Raw genomic sequence first — 17,950 nt, 5'->3', positions numbered from 1 at the left:
AACCGAAAGGAAGTAAGACCCCTTGAAGACGACAAGGTAGATAGGTTAGAGGTGGAAGTGCAGCAATGCATGGAGCTGACTAATACTAATCGGTCGAGGGCTTATCCAGAGAGGAAGAGGTTGGGAAAGGTTGCTTTTGTTCAATATGTGGTTTTCAGGGTATGTTGATTGTATAATTACAATAAAAACATCATATAATATATTCAAAGAGTACTTGATGATTTTTCTATTATATTGTATAATATTAAATTAGTGAGTGCTACGATTATTCCTCGATAGCTCAGTCGGTAGAGCACGCGGCTGTTAACCGCGCTGTCGTAGGTTCAAGTCCTACTCGGGGAGTTTTTCTTTCATTTTATAACGTTGCTCCATGGTCAGGGATTTTAACTATGACAGTAGGAATCTAAGTCCTTTTGGAGTTATTCGAAAAATTTTATAAGGCGACATAGCCAAGCGGTAAGGCAAAGGTCTGCAACACCTCTATCACCGGTTCGATTCCGGTTGTCGCCTCTCATCAAAACTTCGGAAACCTTGATTTTCCGAGGTTTTTTCGTTGTTTGCGTTACGTCTGATGGTGCTATTTATACAGTTTAGACCCTTGTCTCTATCTCATTTTTTTCTCATTGTACATGAATTTGTAAAATTTACAAGTGTTGTTAGAAATCGCTAAAAATCGGATAAAATCGTTTCATAAGGTGAAAACCTTGTAGTTATCGCTTAATAACTCGGCTACGGTTTTCACCTCCTGATGATTCTGGGGCTTATGGAGCAACCTGGCAGCGAACGTATGTCTAATTTCGGACTGATGCTTCTGAAAGAATGTGCCTACTCTCGCATGATAGACTATAACAGCCCTAATCTCAAAGAGGGGTTTACCAGTTGATGGACGGGCAAAGGCAATATAACGCTGATCACAAATTTGGTAAAAGCATATAGAGCGGCAATCAATATGGAGATTACAGCTCCTGGCTTGAGCCGAATCTGTGGCATTGCTTTCTATGGAGATTCAGAAAATAGTTAGTTGGACGTTAGGAATCATCAAACTTTCTGGCTTGGTGCAAAGACGAACCTCAAAGGGTATAATCCTACAGTACCGGATGCTGTGCTCCCGGCACTGAGGGATAAAACGAAAGATGACCGTTTTTTCATTCTGACTTTGTTTGGGATTGGGACGGAACTGGAGCCGGAAGGCCAGCGGCCGAGGAATGAAAACATAAACTATGGAGCTAAAAAACGGGCTGCCGGATATGGATATCTGTGATTCCCTGGAAAACGGAGTTATCACCTTATACAACCGGATTAAGTCCAGAGCCAACTCCGAGCGTGATTTATGATTGTCCAAGCCGAAGATTGATGACATCATCCAGGGAAAGAAAAGGGATTTTAATGAGCAGATACGGGGGCTGATAAGGAGTATAACCGAAACCTTTGCAGACGATCTATTAGGAGCCTTCCGGGAGCGGAGCATGGGTTTAAGGGTTTGTATACTTTTTCTTTGTGATAGGAAGCAATGTGATATAGACTTTGATAGTGAATATTAAATAAGTATCTTAAATTACGCAGTAATTTTTGGTATAATAGAATGAAAGAGGGTATTAGGTGAAAAGTAATTTTTATATCAGCGGTTTTGGCTTGTCCTGTTAGTTTTTGGACCATAGAAAGTCTTGTCGTGAAGGCTAAAAAACAGATGATATCTGTGTGAATACCTATGAAAGGCCATGTTTATTTCAGAATAACCCCTTACAAACAAATTTTTGTACGTTTCATTATGTTATGGTAGGGGACTAAAAATATTTAGGCTAAAGTGAGGGAAACATTGTGATTGAAATATTGATCTGTGATGACGATAAGTATTTTTGTGGTTACATGGAAAACTGTATATTGGATTGGGCTTTTAAAAATCAGCGCGAAGTAAATATAGAACAGTGCTATTCTGGAAAAAGCCTGCGGCAATTCATAAAAAAAGAACGTCCCTATTTATTGTTCCTGGATATAGAACTTGGGGATGAGACGGGAATACAGATTGGTGATTATATCAGAGAGGGGCTAAAGGATGAAAATCTTCAGATTGTATTTGTATCGTCCCATACACAGTACGCAATGCAGCTGTTTCATATAAGACCTTTTGACTTCCTGGTAAAACCAATCAGGACAGAGCAGCTTGCACAGGTCCTTTCCAGTTACCATGCAGTTAAGTTAAAGGATAATAAGAAATATTTTATCTATCAGCAGAAAAAACACACCCTTCGCATGGATCTGAACAATATCATGTATTATCAGAGCGACAGAAAGAAGGTTAAAATTTTTACGGAAAATAGACAAATGGGACGTCAGGATTTACTTTATGGGGGAGAGCCGGAGCAATATATTGAGTTTTATGGAAACTTAGAAGATGCCATGCAGCAGTTAGAGCAAAGACAGTTTTGGCGTATCCATAAATCATATATAGTGAATGTAGATTATATAAAGTCATTTGGAAGGGACCACTTTCTTTTGAAACATGATATTGAGATACCGGTTAGCCGATCGAGATGGAAAGAAGTTCAACAGTGGATTTTGCAGCATGAGTATGCCCAGCATCCCATTTAAGAAACAATATGGCGGAATAAAGCATGATACAGAATGGAGAAAATAGCTATGGTAATTTTTTTGATAAATAGTCTGTTTGGAATTTTCCTGACCTACAAGATGCTTGGTATTCTGCTTAAGCGGCTGCGTATCAGCGTAAAAGCGTGTATTTTACTTTATTTTATCTACTACATAATCAACAATCAGATATATTTCTTATTTAAAAACGATAAAATCACATTGATTTCAGATTATATTTGCCTCTATATAATTGTTTTCATCGCCTATGATGAATCTATTTGGAAAAATATACTGGTACCAGTGCTGCTTGCAACGATAAGTTACTGCACGGAAGAACTGTTTTGGTATCTGATGATGATGTTCTTTAAAACACCAGATGCAACAGTCATTGCGGTTCTTTCTAACTTTATGCTCTGTATTATCCTGGCTTTCCTACAGGAACATTTTAACAGGGGAATGAACGATCTGCGTCTAAGGTATGAGAACCTATTATTGATCATGTTGCCAATCACCAGCATATTTGTGGTGATGGCGATAGATACAAAAATGAATCCGGAACTAAAGGCAGGAGGGATATTCGGGATTATTTTATTGAATATTGTAGTATTTTATTTATATGAGCGGCTAACGAGCGCGTATGAAAAAGAAATGGAACAGTCTTTACTCAGACAACAGCTCAGGCAATATGAGAATCAGTTGGAGTTGATGCGCGAATCCGTCAGACAGATCCGTTCGATTCGTCATGACATCAAGAATCATGTCATTGTTGTGAAACAGTTGCTCGATGATAAGAAGATAGATGAGATTAGAGACTACCTGAAACAATTAGAAGACGTAATGGTAACAAATAGGGAATATGCAAAGACGGGAAATGATTGTGTAGACAGTATCATTAATTATTATATGGATGAGGCCAAAATGATGGGAGTCACGACAGAACTGATACTTAAGATACCGGAATCCCTGCCAATTGCCTCATTAGACATCAGTATCATTCTTGGAAATCTATTGCAAAATGCGGTGGAGGCTCTAAAAAAATGTGAAGGGGACAAAAGAGTGTGCGTTTTACTTAGCATGGAAAAGGGTACCTTACGGTTAAGGATTATAAATACCTATGATGGCGCCCCCATCATGTCTAATGGAAAGCGCTTACAAACATCAAAGGCTATGGAGACGGATCATGGATTCGGCCTGCAGTATGTTAAAGAGGCGATTAATAGATATAATGGTAAAATGGAATATAAGATTAGGGCTGATGAGTTTGAAGTGAATGCTTTTATGTTAATTGGAGAAGATTCCTAAATATAACAATCAATCGCAATAAAATGCCGGTTTCCGTATGCAAAAGTTGAAGCTAAGGGATCGGCATTTTTATATGCGAATAGAAACAAATTCCACTTACATGATTCTACTTGAAATTAAATCTTCTATGCTCTTTTTAACAATGTTCGAAGTAACCGGATTTTTATTTGAAACTATTCATGGAGTATATACAGCGATGTGATATAAATGCAATGAGCATATGAGTTATGCTAAAAGTGACTGGAAGGTTTGGCAATAGATTAAAAAATATGCAAATTATACCATTAAAATGGTTATTTATACCATTTATAAATTATGATTAAAAATTTGTGATATACTTTATCTACTAAAAGCAGGAGGGGGAGGCAATGAAATTTATAAAAAATCATCCTCTCAAATTACCACTTTTACACTGGTAATGCCGTAATCATCCCAAACATGAACTGACGGGGAAAAGCATTTCAAGAGAAATCTTAAAAGAAAGCGGCGCAGAATGAAGCAATTATAAAATATGGACTGCAAAAGGCAGGAAGTTTTTTGATAGATTTGTTTATTACTGTTATATGCGCCGTTTTTTGGGAGTTCTGATAGAGGAATTGATATGCTGGATCGCTTTATTTGTGCAGAGAATCGCATATGATAAGCAAAAAGGATGATTTCTATCGGTATGCGGCCAAAGCAAAGTAGAATTCTTAAAGTGGGGAAGATTGGACGTTGTACCATATAATATTGAAACGGACATTCAAAAAAGGCATTTGTATTTTGGAACAGACCGTGGAAGAAACAAAAATACAGATATAAATTGATGGATTACATTATGAAGGATGAAATAATTGTGAGCTGTTCAATCAAGGAAGATTTGTTTGTACAGGAGATAGGGGGAAGGGCGACAAAATAACGTGACTATATGAGGAGGTATAGATTAGCAGAATGATTCTATGACAGTATATATGAAAAAGTTGATAAGCCTTGTAGGAATACTTGGTATTGGTTTTTTACTTATATTTTATGCGGGCATACAGATCGGCAGGAAAAGGGAAGAAAGTCCTGCTATAGTAAAGGAGATTACCCAAACGGTTGCAGTTGTGAATATGGATCAGGGCATCAAGCTGGATCAGGGAATCATAAATTATGGAAACCAGATGCTCAATATCACAAATCAACATTTTTATAGCACCAGCTTAGAGGATGCCAGGTCAGGGATTGAAAACGGTAAATTTGCTGCGTATATCATAGTGCCGGCAAATTTTTCTGAAAAGGTATGGAGTATCAATACAAACCCGGAGAAATCCATATTGGAATATGCAATTAATCCAAATCTGCAAGAGAATATTATCTTTGATGTCTTATCAGATATTAAAGGTTTTGAGATGACATTGAATACGGATATCAGCTATTTGTATTTGTATTCTATTTTACAAGAATTCCATTCAGGCCAGACATCAGCGGAGCTGATTATGAAAAATGATAAAAAGGATCTGGAAAACCTGAATGCGATCATCCCGGAACAGCTGCTGCAGCCCCTTGTGTTTGTGGAGCTGCAGCCGGTGGGAGATTACCCCGCTGATACGGATCTGTACGACAGATACCAAAGAATAAACGGCATAATGGAGGAGATGGGGAATCAGTATGATACTTATATATCTTGGGCAAAGCAGGATTTGAGGGACATACTTGATAAGGGACAGATAGTTACAACGGCTATAGAGGGGTTGCGCGTCACGGTGTCTGATATAGATCTGTTAAAGGACGAGGATGGGAATCCCCTATATGATGAAGGAAAAGAGGTATTTTTTCAAAAATTGGCTGATTATAATTTAGCCTTGGCAGAAGAACGGGCAGTGCTGACGGAGAAGTTTGAATGGCTTGCACGCTGTGACAGTATATCGACCCCTTCAGAGGCGGCCCCGACAGAAGCAACTCCTTCAGAAGCAGACAAGAATACTTGGTTAGATGAAATCCGCGCAGAGCATGAACGCCAAAGGGACGAATATAACCAGTGTCTGAAGGCATGGAGGGAATCATTTGATTACTCCATGCTGGCAACTCCATCTACCCCGTCAGAGGCCATTTCCTCAGAGGCTACCCCCTCAGAGACGGTTCCGCCGGAGTATGAGCGGGAATGGCTGATAAACCGTGATTATAATGTGGCAACTCTCGCCCTGGACAAAATTTATGAACGGTTAGAAGCGGATTTAGAAGAATTATCCTTAGATGAGGATCAGCTAGATGAGGTATTGCGGACAGTATGGCAGATCCATAACGATGAGGAAATTGTCAGGCCAAGTGTGGCTTCCGCGAGTAATGCCTACCCGGTGTCAGGTAATCCGGACGCAGATTTATATGTCAGAGAATTCTTAGATTCGACGCCCCTTTATGAAGGCGCTCTGTCAGATAAGCTGGATTTAATCAGCGGACAGATTGTTGCGTTTAGCAGCGGGCAGATTGAATACCTGGCTGAACGTTCCTTTATTCCATTAGAAGGGCTGACTCAACTGTTCGAGAATGTTTTCATTGGGAAATTAGATAACCAGGAGATTTATCTTCAGGAGATATTGGGGAAAAATTCAGATAAGTTTGAGGAGGCATTTGATGATTTTATTAAGGAGCTCCAGTCCTATACACCATTGCAATCACGGGATGAAGACATATTGAATCATTTTCAATCCGGTATACGGGAAAATATATCTGGAATTCAGGATGATGTAAATGAGAAGGCCAAAGCAGATAGGGAATATATAAATACACTTGAAGAAAATCAGAATAAGGATATCACCTCTTTGCAGGAGAGTCTGGAATTGTCCTATGAGGGAACGGCAAAGAACCTGAAGGAGGTATTGAATCATGCCAAGTATAACAGGGAGCAGTTAAATCAGGAGAATCAGGACCTTCTCTCGGATTTTACTAAGAAACTCCCATATACCAGGAACGGTAGCGTAGCCGCTACTAAAACCTATGATGTGATTGCCAATCCTGTGGTATTCCAGGAAAAAACGATAAAAAAGAAACTGCCGCTGGTCATGAATGAACGGGAAGCACATACGGGTTCAGAATGGATCTGGGGAGTTCTGATAGCATTCATAGTCCTTCTCTCATTTCAAAATGTATATTTGAGGAAGAAAAATAAACGTTTAAAAGAGGACAGTGAAAGGTAATGGTGCAATTTTAGCGCTATTATAAATAATAATTCCAAGGAGGAAAAAATGGACATTGGTATTAGAAGCGGAGATGTGAAATCAAAAGCAGAGAGCTTTAGAGGGACAGGAAAGGACAAGTATAGCGATATGCGGACCTACCTGAACGGCGTGATTTTTAACGAACTGCCAGAGTTATGGCAGGGTTCCGGCAGTGAGGCATATGTACGCCGCTATCAAGAGCTAAAACCTAGTTTTGATGCAATTGAAAGACTAATTGATGATATTGCAAATGGATTAATTGCCAATGCAAACTTCTATGAAGAGGCCGACAGAGAAGCGGCAAGAGCTAACAGTTCTAATGCGTAATTGATAATAAGGGGTGTGAGGAATATTTCACACCCCTTATTTCAAAAGGAAAAGAGATGGATGAGCATATGATAAGTGGAAATCAAGGGCAGGATGAATCCGCGTTAGACCTGAATTTATCTGTTCTGACAGATCGGGGCGGTTCTGATACTTCTGTTACGGATAAGTCAGGAATTTATATCTTTGATATTGAGACGGAAGCCCGGATTAAACAGTATATTCAAATGGAACAGGACAGACTGCTTTACTATAAAGAAGAAGTATTTGAGGGAAAGGCGAAATGGGCGGATGCTGAATTAGAAACAATCAAGGGGCAGATATTTGCAATGTCATCAACGTCCAATCGGAGCTTTGAAAACCGGAATCCGGGTTTAAGTGAAAAAGGCAATACTGCATGGTTCATTGTGCTGCCGGTATTCTGTATATTTATATCCCTCTCCTATGGACGTATTAAGAAGAAAGAAAGGGAAAAGAGAATTGCTGATATTGACAATAGTTATGATGAATAGCGGTATTGTGTTGGATATTATGGTTAAACCGGAGCAGAGAATAAAGGACATATTGAAGGTGTTGGAGGAAAACGGCCGGATTATATATAGAAGCGGCCGTGATAATCTTTATATTCGTTCGTGGAGAAAAGGTAATTTCGTTAATCCATATCTGACATTTAAACAAGCAGAAATTTTCTCCGGAGATATTCTTTATATTGATGTGGAGGAGGAGTGAGGAATGGAAAAGGCTGTAAAAGAGGAACGGCAGATGGAAAGGATTGTGAAAAAGAATGATATGCATGCCAGGAATGCGTACCAGCTCAAACGTCTCACTGATGAAAACTTTAATTTTGTGCCGTGTTCCATAGAAGATACTCCGGATGAGATTCATTTTTTCTATAATATGATTGAATTGAGGCCCTTTTTGGAAACGAAAAAATCAGAAAATTCAGTTAAATATGGATTTCTTGTCCAGATATTGGAGGCGGTTATCCGTAATCCACAGTTTGTTTTTTCGCTTAATCCAGAGAATCTGTATATCGATCTGCAGAACCGTATTCGGATTATGGAACGGGATTATGCATCGGATCACGGAAGGGACAGCGATTGCCTCTCTGATTTTCTGGCGCTGGCAGGCTGTTATTTTCAGAAAAAATATACATATGAGGATTACAGGAACGGCGGGACAGAATTATTGCGGTGCAGCAGAAAGACAAAGTTTCTTTTGGATATCAGGTCTTTAGAAGAGGCTGTGAGTGTTTGTAAAGAACGTCAGATGCAGGAGTCTAAAAAAGAACGGTCAGAGCTTATTACCATAAACCGCAGCGGTTATTATACAAAACTAATTGCATTGTATTTGTTCATTATAACTGGAGTGGGGTTAACCGCTTTGCTGGTTTATCAAACGATGTGGCTTTATTATCCCCAAAAACGTGCATTGATGGCGCATCGGGCTTATATGGAGAATAATCTGACGCTGGTTGCGGATGCATTGCGCTCCACACCGGTAGAGCAGATGGACAATCATGAAAAATATCTTTTGGCTGCAGTATATATCCGCGGCCAGTCGATTGATTCCTTTGATTTAGAAACAAAGGAACGCCTGATTTCAAGGTTGTCTTATAATGGGGACAGCAATAGGATGGACTATTGGATTCATTTAGGAAGAATGGATGTGGATAAGGCGCTGGATGCTGCGATGCGTATATCAGATGATCAACTGCTTTTATATGCGTATCTTCAAAAACTGGAACAGGTCTCATCTGACACTGCTTTAGCAGGCGAGGATAAGGCGCAGCAAATGGAGTTGCTGAAAAATAAAATAAAGGGTCTGGCAGATATGCTGGGGATTGAATACAAGGGAAATCAGGCTGAGGGAGAAGATATAAAATGAAATTTCAGCTATTTTTAAAAGATAAATATTATGAAGAAATACCAAAGGGATATAAGGATTTAATCCGGCATGATGTGATAGAGGAAATAGAACTGGAGAACACTTTTCAATCATATGAACGACCGGATGATTTTTTTATAGGTGAAGATGGGGACATTAAATTAAAGAACTCTAAGCTATATTTCCATATTAACCACCAGAACCTGGAGGTGAAAGGGGATTTAGGGGCAGAGCTTGTGTATTGGAACCAGAGGCGTCTAAGGAAAACACAGGTACGCATATTAAAGGGAGACTGCCTATTGACCGGCAATACCAAAATATGCTTTTTTGCAGATCATGTAAAAGTATATGCGAAACAGATAGATTATGAAACCAGCTTGCTGCCGGTCATAAAGGAGACAGCGCCATATAGTGGATTCCCTGATTATAAGCGTTCCCCCAGAATTATTAAGCGTGTACCGAAAGATAAGGTTGAGATAAAAACCCCGCCTGAAATGAAGGAGGCTGACAAGGGCGGCCTGGCAATGCTTATCCTGCCATCCCTTGCCACAACGGCGCTGACAGTAGGCATTGGCATATTGATGGGGAGAGGTACGTACCTTTTTATCAGCGCGGGTGCGGCTGTTATTACTATAAGCGTATCAATGATCCGATATTTTAGCGATAGAAAAGAACGGATAGAGACGAACCAAAAAAATCAAGAGGCATATGAGGCCTACCTCTTAAAGAAAAGAAAGGAGCTTTATAGACTGTATAGGAAAGAGGCAGAGGCCTATTCTCATAACTTTCCATCTGTGCAGGAGCTTAATAAGCTGGTTCATGGTTTTGACAGCCGGATTTATGAACGGCTTGCTACAGACCAGGATTTCTTGGTTTTTTCAATAGGGAAACATTTTTCTAATGTATCTTATCAGATCTCATTGCCGGAAGCAGAGATATCAGTACAGGAAGACCAGATGTATGAACAAGCGGCGGCGTTAAACCGAGAATACAGTATGATTTGGAGCGATGTATCCGTAGATCTGAAACGGTCACATTTGGGATTGGTGGGCAGCAAAGCGGTTATCCATCAACAGCTGCAGACATATCTATGCCAAATCACTACATTCCATAGTTATCGTGATTTGCAGATAGTGGTCTTGTATGATGAAAAGTATGCAGCTTCATTCAGCTGGATGAAGTGGCTGCCGCATTGCAGAATACAGGCTCTGAATGTCAGGGGGCTTATTTATTCTGAAAAAGCGCGGGATCAGGTGTTAAATAGTTTGAACCAGATTCTAAAAGCGAGACGGCAGAAATTAGAAGAGAGTAAAAAGGAAGCTAAATTCTTACCCCACTTTTTATTTATCATTGATGAACCCAGGTTCATCATGGATCATTCCATTATGGAATATTTAAACGGCGAGGGGAACCGGTTGAGCTTTTCTATTATTTATACAAGCTATTTACGTGCTAACCTGCCGGATTACATTGATACGATCCTTCTTCTGGAACATGCGAAAGAAGGGCGTCTGCTGCTAAAGGAAAAAGAATACTGCAATGAGCTGATACAACTTCCGGAAGCAGGAGGAATTAACTTGGAACTCTTTGCCAGGGATCTGGGCGTGCTGAATCATTTACTGGAAACAACCAGCCATATTCCGGACAGCATCACCTTTTTTGAGTTATATAAAGTCTTAAGTCCCGATGAATTAGAAATTGAAAAAAGATGGCGTGCACATTGTGCGGAGAAATCGCTGGCGGTTCCTCTGGGTGTGAGAGCGGTTGACGATATTGTTGAGCTGAACCTTCATGAGAAGGCACATGGTCCTCATGGCCTGGTCGCCGGAACTACAGGTTCTGGCAAGTCTGAGATTATCCAGTCATATATCCTTTCTTTGGCGGTGAATTTCCATCCACATGAGGTAGGCTTCCTGCTAATCGACTATAAAGGCGGGGGCATGGCCGGCCTGTTCGAGGACCTGCCTCATCTTTTAGGTACAATAACAAATTTGGATGGCAGTGAGAGTATGCGTGCGCTGGCATCAATTAAGAGTGAATTGGCGCGGCGGCAAAAGCTGTTCAGCGAGCATAATGTAAATCATATTAATGCATATATGCGGCTCTTGCGTGAAGGGGAGGCGGCAGAGCCTATACCACATCTGTTCCTCATTAGTGATGAATTTGCAGAGTTAAAAAAGGAACAGCCGGACTTCATGAAGGAGTTGGTTTCTACGGCCCGGATTGGCCGAAGCCTGGGAGTACATTTGATTTTGGCTACCCAGAAGCCTACGGGCGTAGTGGATGACCAGATATGGACCAATTCAAAATTTAAACTGGCTTTGAAAGTGCAGAATGAGAGTGACAGCAAGGAAATTCTGAAAACTCCAGATGCCGCCAGTATCACACAGGCTGGGCGCGCATATCTCCAGGTGGGGAATAACGAAATATATGAATTGTTTCAATCTGCATGGAGCGGGGCTTCTTATATAAAGGAGCAGGAAAAAGAGGTAACGCTGGATAACCGGGTATATCTTGTTAACGATTTGGGACAAAGAATGCTGGTCAACCAAGACCTGGGTGGAAGTAAGGCGGAAAACGGGGCTAAAGAGACTCAATTAGATGTCACCATTCAATATATCAAGGAAGTATATGAAAAACTAAAGGCGGTTTCAGTTCGAAAACCATGGCTTCCGGCCCTTGGTATGGTAATCGTAAGTCCATATGCAGAAAAATTAACCTCTGATTCACATTTCCTTGAGGAAGGGATATCGGTTTCGATTGGATTAATTGATATTCCGGAGGAGCAGAAGCAGGAAATGTTTGTAATGAATTTTACAGAGAATGGGAATTTGATGTATATAGCATCCAGCGGCTATGGGAAAAGCGTATTTCTAACCACAGTTGCCTTGAGCCTGTCATTGAAATATCTGGTCGAAGAGATGAACCTGTTTCTTCTTGACTTTGGAAACAATGCGTTGATTTCATTGCAAAATCTTCCGCATGCAGCGGAGTATATAACTTTGGATGATACAGAACGGTATGGAAAGTTTAAAAAGCTGGTATTGAATGAGATGAAACTGCGTAAAATGCGCATGGCGGAGGTATGCGCCCAGAATTTCCAGGTATATAATCAGACATCGGCCGTTCCTATGAGGGCCTGGGTTATCCTAATGGATAATTACGATGCTGTTAAAGAGCTTGGATTTGATGAAGAAGAGTATTTTACAAAAATCAGCAGAGACGGAGCCAGTTTGGGGATTTACTTTGTCATTACAGCTACACGGATGAATGCAATCAGAGGAGCCACTTATAACAATTTTAAGGTCAAGCTGGCCGGTTTTAATTTCGAAAGAGGTGAGATTTCCTGTATTGTGGGAAGAAGCCCATATATACTTCCGGAGGTGAAGGGCCGGGCCATGGTGAAATATGGCGAGAGAGTCAGCTGTATGCAGATATACTCCATGGTGCCGTTCAAGACAGATCTTGAGTACCGCAGTGCAGTTAATCAACTGATTGAGAAGATTAAGGCAAACAGCCACGGCGCAGAAGCGCCTCATATGCCGGTTATGCCGGAAGAAGTCGATATATCAGTGATAGAGAAATATGAGAATCCGGATCTGGACATTTATGTTGGTCTGGAAAAAGAGAATGTTGCCTTGGAGGGCATCCGCATGAACCATTCGCCGTTCATTATTCTTGGGGCGGCCGGCAGTGGAAAAACTAATTTGCTGAAAATATTTGTACATCAGCTGGCCGGAAAGGCGAGAATCACTCTATTTGATTCTCCTAATAAGGATTTGCGTTCTTGTGAAGCGATTGATGGTGTAAACATAGTGAAAAACCTTGAAGAGTTTGTAGCGTTTATGGATGAGCTGGAAAGAGAAGTGATTAGGCGTGAACAGACGATAAAAGGAGTCTCTGAGGAAAAAGAAGGAAGAATGTTCCAAGATATGGATAAATGTGCTGTCCTCATTGATGATTTATCTTGCTTCTTCAGTCATCAAACCACATCGGAGCAGGAGATAGCCGGTATGATGGCAAGGGCTGCTAATGTAGGTATATGGATTGCAGCCACCAATTTATTAAACAAATTCTATGGCAGTGATCCGGTGACCGATCTATTTAAAAGGGCTGTCTGTGGAGTTCTGGTCAGCCCCCAAGGGCATCTGGGGATTGTACCGGTGAATTTAGAACCGGGATTGAATGAAGGCGTGCTTTACCGGAAAGGGAAAAGCATGGTTGTGAGAATACCGAAAGCATAGGAGGAGAAACATGCCATTTATAAAAAACAATACAGAAGTAGCTGGGGCGATTAAGATAAGTATTGAGAATGCAGCGGTTGGTTTTTCTTTAAAAACAGTTAATCTGAAAGCTGCAGAGAATGTGGAAGTAGAAAAGGAGTGCAGTACAACGTATGCCACAGGTGTAAAAATAGTTGAAGCATTTAAGTCACACTTGAAGCATGCCTCTAATTTTGTAAGTGAGGTAAGTAAAAAGCTGAATGAAGCGGATGAGATGGCGGCAATTAGTAATCAGCTTTCCCTGGATATTCCTTTTGCGCAGGACATTGTTCCGGCTCATCTTACAGGTTTTAGCCAGCTTCAGGATCAGGATGCGGAAGAGTAGGGGGCGATATGCGATGGAAATAAATTCAAAAGAAGATTTATACCAGGAATATCGTATAAAGATGTTTGATATAGAAGAAAGAAAAGAGGAGTACCAACGCAGAAAGAGAGAATTTGAGCAAGAACTGGAAGTGAGCCGGGAATGTTTTAGGGAAGAGCATACTGTCTTAGAGCATTTGGCTGAAATGTGGGGGGAATGTGAAGATATTGGCAGGCTGCGTTGTGAATTAGGGGATTTCATTGACAGCGAGCAGAAGAACTTAAATCAGAAGGAAGAAGAACTTGCCGGGGAATATCAGGATATCTGCCGGCAGGAGCGAGCCTATGAAGCGTGGTATGAAGAAGCGTGCAGGAATTTAGCAGAGGAGGATGAATCATGGCAGGGATAATGATGTATCCGAATACTATGAAGGTAAAGACAAAGGCTATGCTGGAACAGTTGGAGCAGCTTGAGCCATATGCAGAGGCTGCATATAAGGCGTTAGGTATGGTACAGATGAATTGTTTTTATCTTATGGGAGCAGCGTGGGATAACGTACGGGAATATATGCGTGAAATACAGCAGCCGTTAATGCAGACGTGCCAGCTATGGCTCAAGTCACAGAAGGAAGCCACATCTGCCTATCATATGGCAGCGCTCTGCCTGCCGAATGTGAACTGCCTGGATGAAGACAGGTTGGAAACGGAAAAGTCGAACTATGAAAGATGGCTGGACCGGGAGTATAACCGGGAAGATCCCAACTATTCCCGTATAAGGCGATATAGGAGGATGATACGGGAAATAGACTCTAAATTAGAGGCAATGAGTATGTTTATCCGTGTGACAAGGAGGATGTATGACAGGCCGGCAGAGCTGCTGTCAATACTGGAAAAAGCGGATACTCAATTAAGCGGTGTAGGAATTGACCCGGTTACGGGGTTAATCAACTATACATCGGTGGATTATGACTGGCTGTTTAACATGCAGGAAAAATTGAGCGATGATTACCTGAAGAAGCTGGGAATATCTATTAAGCAAATCGTACGAATGAAGGAACTGGGACTGTCTTCCGGTGAATTGAAAGCTGCCTATGAGAGCCTGAAAACAGAAGAGGATAAGGAATTCTTTTGCGGCATGTTGAACGAAACCTTCAGAACAACGTTCCAAATCGATCCAAACCAGCTTTCCATGGAAGCAAAGTTTTTCCTGACAAAGTATACGCGGATGATGTTAGATAAGGGAAAGGTGGATGAACTGCGGGATTTGATTAATGAAATGTTATATACGGATCCGGATCACCCCTATTACCCCAATCGCCAAAATAAGCAGGCATATGGGATGGAATATATCGATATATTATTTGAAGCCAGTTCCTGTATTTTAGAGGAAGAGGGGAAATTGATTTTGGCTTCAAAAGGAATCCTGACGGAAGATGGAATGGATAGGCTCAGTAAAAATATGAGAGAGCTTGCAGATCTGAATGTGCTGTGGGGCTCAATCAGCAATACAGCCTTTCGAGAGGATTATTTCTATGAGAGTGGGATCGAGAGCATTTCCATGCGCCTGATGTATGGAAGCCGAATTGAAGATTTAGAGTATCAGGGGAGTGGTTTTAAATATAATGTGATGTACAGCACAGCTTGGATAAAAGATAGCAGTACCGAGGCGGAGGGAAATAATGTTTATGATATAGAATGGCATAAAGATAATTTGTTGGAAGTAAATACGAGTATAAATACAGATTTAAACGCTATGAATGACCAGGAATACAGAGAAACCTTAAGGAACCTTGAAAAGCAGAAGGAAGAGTTATGGATGAAGTACGTTATAAATACCGGAACAGGGATCGTGGGGGCATTGTGTCCGAAGGCAGGGCTTGTTTATGGCCTTTTAGCAGGAATCAGTGAGGGAAATGCCGGCAAGGTTGGAGACAAATCGTACGTACTTCTTGAAAAAAGCGGGATCATAAAGCCGGAGGTGATGAAGTGTTATAAGGCTGGGGGAAAATCAGCCGTCATTGCGGCCACCGGTCTGCTGGATTATTTTGATGAAAAGCAGCGTTTGGATGGCCAAATATCCGGTGAACATGCAAGGATGAAATTAGAGTGGTTTGGAGCAACCAGCAGCTTTCAGGGGGGAGAGCTGACGGAAACTGTGAACGCAGGGTTTTATAATGTGACGGCTTTGGAAGAGTTAAGAGACTGGGAAGAGAATGGGTTAATTAGTGTAGCAGCAAAGGTGATTGAAGATGATAAAAAAATAGATGCGTTAATTAAGAATTTGAAAGAGCATCTCATAAAAACGGGTCAGTATAATGAGACAGTAAAAACGGTGATGGAAGGAGGGGATATTATGGGGTTGGATACGGAGCAGTTTGTCAAAGCGGTGGAGGATATTAACAAGGCTTATGAGAATGTTTATGCAGATAGAAAGAAGAAAAAAATAGATGGCCCATGTGGAGGCAAGCTGAACATACAGGCGATATTCCAGATGAGTGTCCCGGGGAAGGAGTAACATAAGATGAAACATATAAAGCAATTAAGTATAATAGTTATAATTCTATTGTTCACTGCGGGCTGCAGTCCGAAAAAGCAGGCTTTAGAGATGGAGGAAGAAATAACTTCATGGGAAAGCCCGTTAGATATAGAAATGATTGGTTCAGAGAAAGAAGGGAATTTTTGCATTGTAGGGGAAGGAGAGGGAGAGCCCAGAATCATCCCGGACAAGTATTATATCGAGACAACCGCCTATACCGGAACGACATATGAAATTGAGCAAACCTACGATACTTACCGAATAGAGGAGACAGACCGGTATGAAATAGGGATATATGATTTCCATACATTGGAATTAATAAAGACATTAGATATGAGGGAGATAATGGGGCCCTATTTAGAAGACTGGCAAATCTGGAGTACAGGCCACTGGGTAGGGGAGTATAAGGGGAAATATTATCTTACTCAGCCATTAACAAAGAAGCAGACGGAGGAGGAGATCATAGCCAAAAAAGAGGAGGAGTTTAGGGGCTTATGGATTGATATCGAGGATGAGACGGCAGGCTGGATCGATAAGGAGCCCAATCCGGTATATAGTGATCAAAAAGACAATATTTGGATGTTAGTTGGAACATTAATTTTGAATGCTAATGGTTATGAGGATACTCATGTGAGTAATCTATACACGTTGAAGGACACAAGTTATATCTCAATCCCAACAAGCAGTCTGCCGGAAAAGAATGAAAAGTTATATAGCTTGTTTCCAGATTTAAAGAATGTCAGCCGGGAAGAAGGGATTTATGCCAATATATTCCTGCATCCGGAGACAAACAACATGGAAGCAATTTCACTCATACTCAATGATGGGGAGCGTTTGGACTTTGACGCATTGAAGCCAAACAGTGACGGATACTATGGGGGCTATGGAAAGAATGGGAAAAGACATAGGATTACGAAAGAAGAGTATGAGCAATTCCAGAGGGATTATGAGGAGTATTTCGATAAGGAAAAAGAGCGGATGCAGGGGGAAGAGTAAGGTATGACAGAAGGGAAATGCCGGCAAGGTTGGAGACAAATCATACGTACTTCTTGAAAAAAGCGGGATCATAAAGCCGGAGGTGATGAAGCGTTATAAGGCTGGAGGAAAATCAGCCGTAATTGCGGCAACCGGTCTGCTGGATTATTTTGATGAAAAGCAGCGTTTGGATGGCCAAATATCCGGTGAACATGCAAGGATGAAATTAGAATGGTTTGGAGCAACCAGCAGCTTCCAGGGGGGAGAGCTGACGGAAACTGTGAACGCAGGGTTTTATAATGTAACGGCTTTGGAAGATTTTTCTGGTCGCTTTTCGTGTGTATGTGAAAGTTTTTCTGTAAATAAGGTTTTATAAGGTCTTCTATGGTAAAATAAAAATCATAGGAGGCCTTTTATTATGGCGAGAGAAAAGAAACCCGTACACAAGGTACAAATGACAGATGGGAAAAGGAACATCATCCAGCAGCTCCTTCAGGAGTATGATATCCAGTCCGCAGAGGATATTCAGGATGCTCTCAAGGATCTGCTTGGCGGCACAATCAAAGAGATGATGG

Annotated in this window: 13 protein-coding genes, 2 tRNA genes, 1 rRNA gene and 1 pseudogene; all 17 read left to right on the top strand. The window is 41.1% G+C overall.

What is annotated here, in order from left to right:
* Nucleotides 1-109, top strand: a 23S ribosomal RNA gene (locus FYJ39_RS20630); the annotation flags it as partial.
* Between the two features lie 160 nt (nt 110-269).
* Nucleotides 270-342, top strand: a tRNA-Asn gene (locus FYJ39_RS19525).
* Between the two features lie 97 nt (nt 343-439).
* Nucleotides 440-510, top strand: a tRNA-Cys gene (locus FYJ39_RS19520).
* 1,308 nt (nt 511-1,818) lie between these two features.
* A complete protein-coding gene (locus FYJ39_RS19515) occupies nt 1,819-2,589 on the top strand; it encodes a LytR/AlgR family response regulator transcription factor (RefSeq protein ID WP_154474010.1) in 771 nt (256 codons plus the stop codon).
* Nucleotides 2,590-2,637: 48 nt separating this feature from the next.
* Nucleotides 2,638-3,891, top strand: coding sequence for a sensor histidine kinase (locus FYJ39_RS19510; protein WP_195840486.1), 1,254 nt, complete (start codon nt 2,638-2,640; stop codon nt 3,889-3,891).
* Nucleotides 3,892-4,829: 938 nt separating this feature from the next.
* Nucleotides 4,830-7,046: a YhgE/Pip domain-containing protein gene (locus tag FYJ39_RS19505; RefSeq protein ID WP_154474008.1), complete on the top strand. Its 2,217-nt coding sequence runs from the start codon at nt 4,830-4,832 to the stop codon at nt 7,044-7,046.
* Between the two features lie 48 nt (nt 7,047-7,094).
* Entirely contained in the window at nt 7,095-7,394 is a 300-nt protein-coding gene (locus FYJ39_RS19500) for a WXG100 family type VII secretion target (protein ID WP_154474007.1), read from the top strand.
* Between the two features lie 68 nt (nt 7,395-7,462).
* The gene (locus FYJ39_RS19495) at nt 7,463-7,903 is read left to right on the top strand and encodes a hypothetical protein (RefSeq protein WP_154474006.1); all 441 of its coding nucleotides are present in this window, start codon (nt 7,463-7,465) and stop codon (nt 7,901-7,903) included.
* The gene (locus FYJ39_RS19490; RefSeq protein ID WP_154474005.1) at nt 7,881-8,120 is read left to right on the top strand and encodes a hypothetical protein; all 240 of its coding nucleotides are present in this window, start codon (nt 7,881-7,883) and stop codon (nt 8,118-8,120) included. The genes FYJ39_RS19495 and FYJ39_RS19490 overlap by 23 nt, the downstream gene beginning before the upstream one ends.
* Before the next feature lie 3 nt (nt 8,121-8,123).
* Complete coding sequence (locus tag FYJ39_RS19485; protein ID WP_154474004.1) at nt 8,124-9,278, top strand: type VII secretion protein EssB/YukC; 1,155 nt, start codon at nt 8,124-8,126, stop codon at nt 9,276-9,278.
* Nucleotides 9,275-13,522 carry a type VII secretion protein EssC gene (gene essC / locus FYJ39_RS19480; RefSeq protein ID WP_154474003.1) on the top strand — a complete coding sequence of 1,416 codons (4,248 nt, stop codon included), beginning with the start codon at nt 9,275-9,277 and terminating at the stop codon, nt 13,520-13,522. The genes FYJ39_RS19485 and essC overlap by 4 nt, the downstream gene beginning before the upstream one ends.
* A 10-nt stretch (nt 13,523-13,532) precedes the next feature.
* Nucleotides 13,533-13,886, top strand: a complete 354-nt coding sequence (locus FYJ39_RS19475; protein WP_154474002.1) for a hypothetical protein — start codon at nt 13,533-13,535, stop codon at nt 13,884-13,886.
* A gap of 13 nt (nt 13,887-13,899) precedes the next feature.
* Nucleotides 13,900-14,274 (top strand): hypothetical protein, encoded by a 375-nt coding sequence (locus FYJ39_RS19470; RefSeq protein ID WP_154474001.1) that lies wholly within the window; start codon nt 13,900-13,902, stop codon nt 14,272-14,274.
* Complete coding sequence (locus FYJ39_RS19465; RefSeq protein WP_154474000.1) at nt 14,262-16,379, top strand: hypothetical protein; 2,118 nt, start codon at nt 14,262-14,264, stop codon at nt 16,377-16,379. Before FYJ39_RS19470 ends, FYJ39_RS19465 begins: the two co-directional genes overlap by 13 nt.
* 90 nt (nt 16,380-16,469) lie before the next feature.
* Complete coding sequence (locus tag FYJ39_RS19460; protein WP_154473999.1) at nt 16,470-17,396, top strand: hypothetical protein; 927 nt, start codon at nt 16,470-16,472, stop codon at nt 17,394-17,396.
* An 85-nt stretch (nt 17,397-17,481) separates the two neighbouring features.
* On the top strand, nt 17,482-17,751 hold the full coding sequence (locus tag FYJ39_RS19455) for a hypothetical protein (protein WP_154473998.1): 270 nt from the start codon (nt 17,482-17,484) through the stop codon (nt 17,749-17,751).
* A gap of 42 nt (nt 17,752-17,793) precedes the next feature.
* Nucleotides 17,794-17,950 (top strand): annotated as a pseudogene (locus FYJ39_RS19450) (IS256 family transposase); the annotation flags it as partial.

Origin of the sequence: Clostridium porci (assembly GCF_009696375.1) — a bacterium.
GTDB lineage: Bacteria > Bacillota > Clostridia > Lachnospirales > Lachnospiraceae > Enterocloster > Enterocloster porci.
The sequence above is the reverse complement of the archived record's forward strand: the minus strand, read 5'-3'. Positions and strand labels throughout refer to the sequence as shown.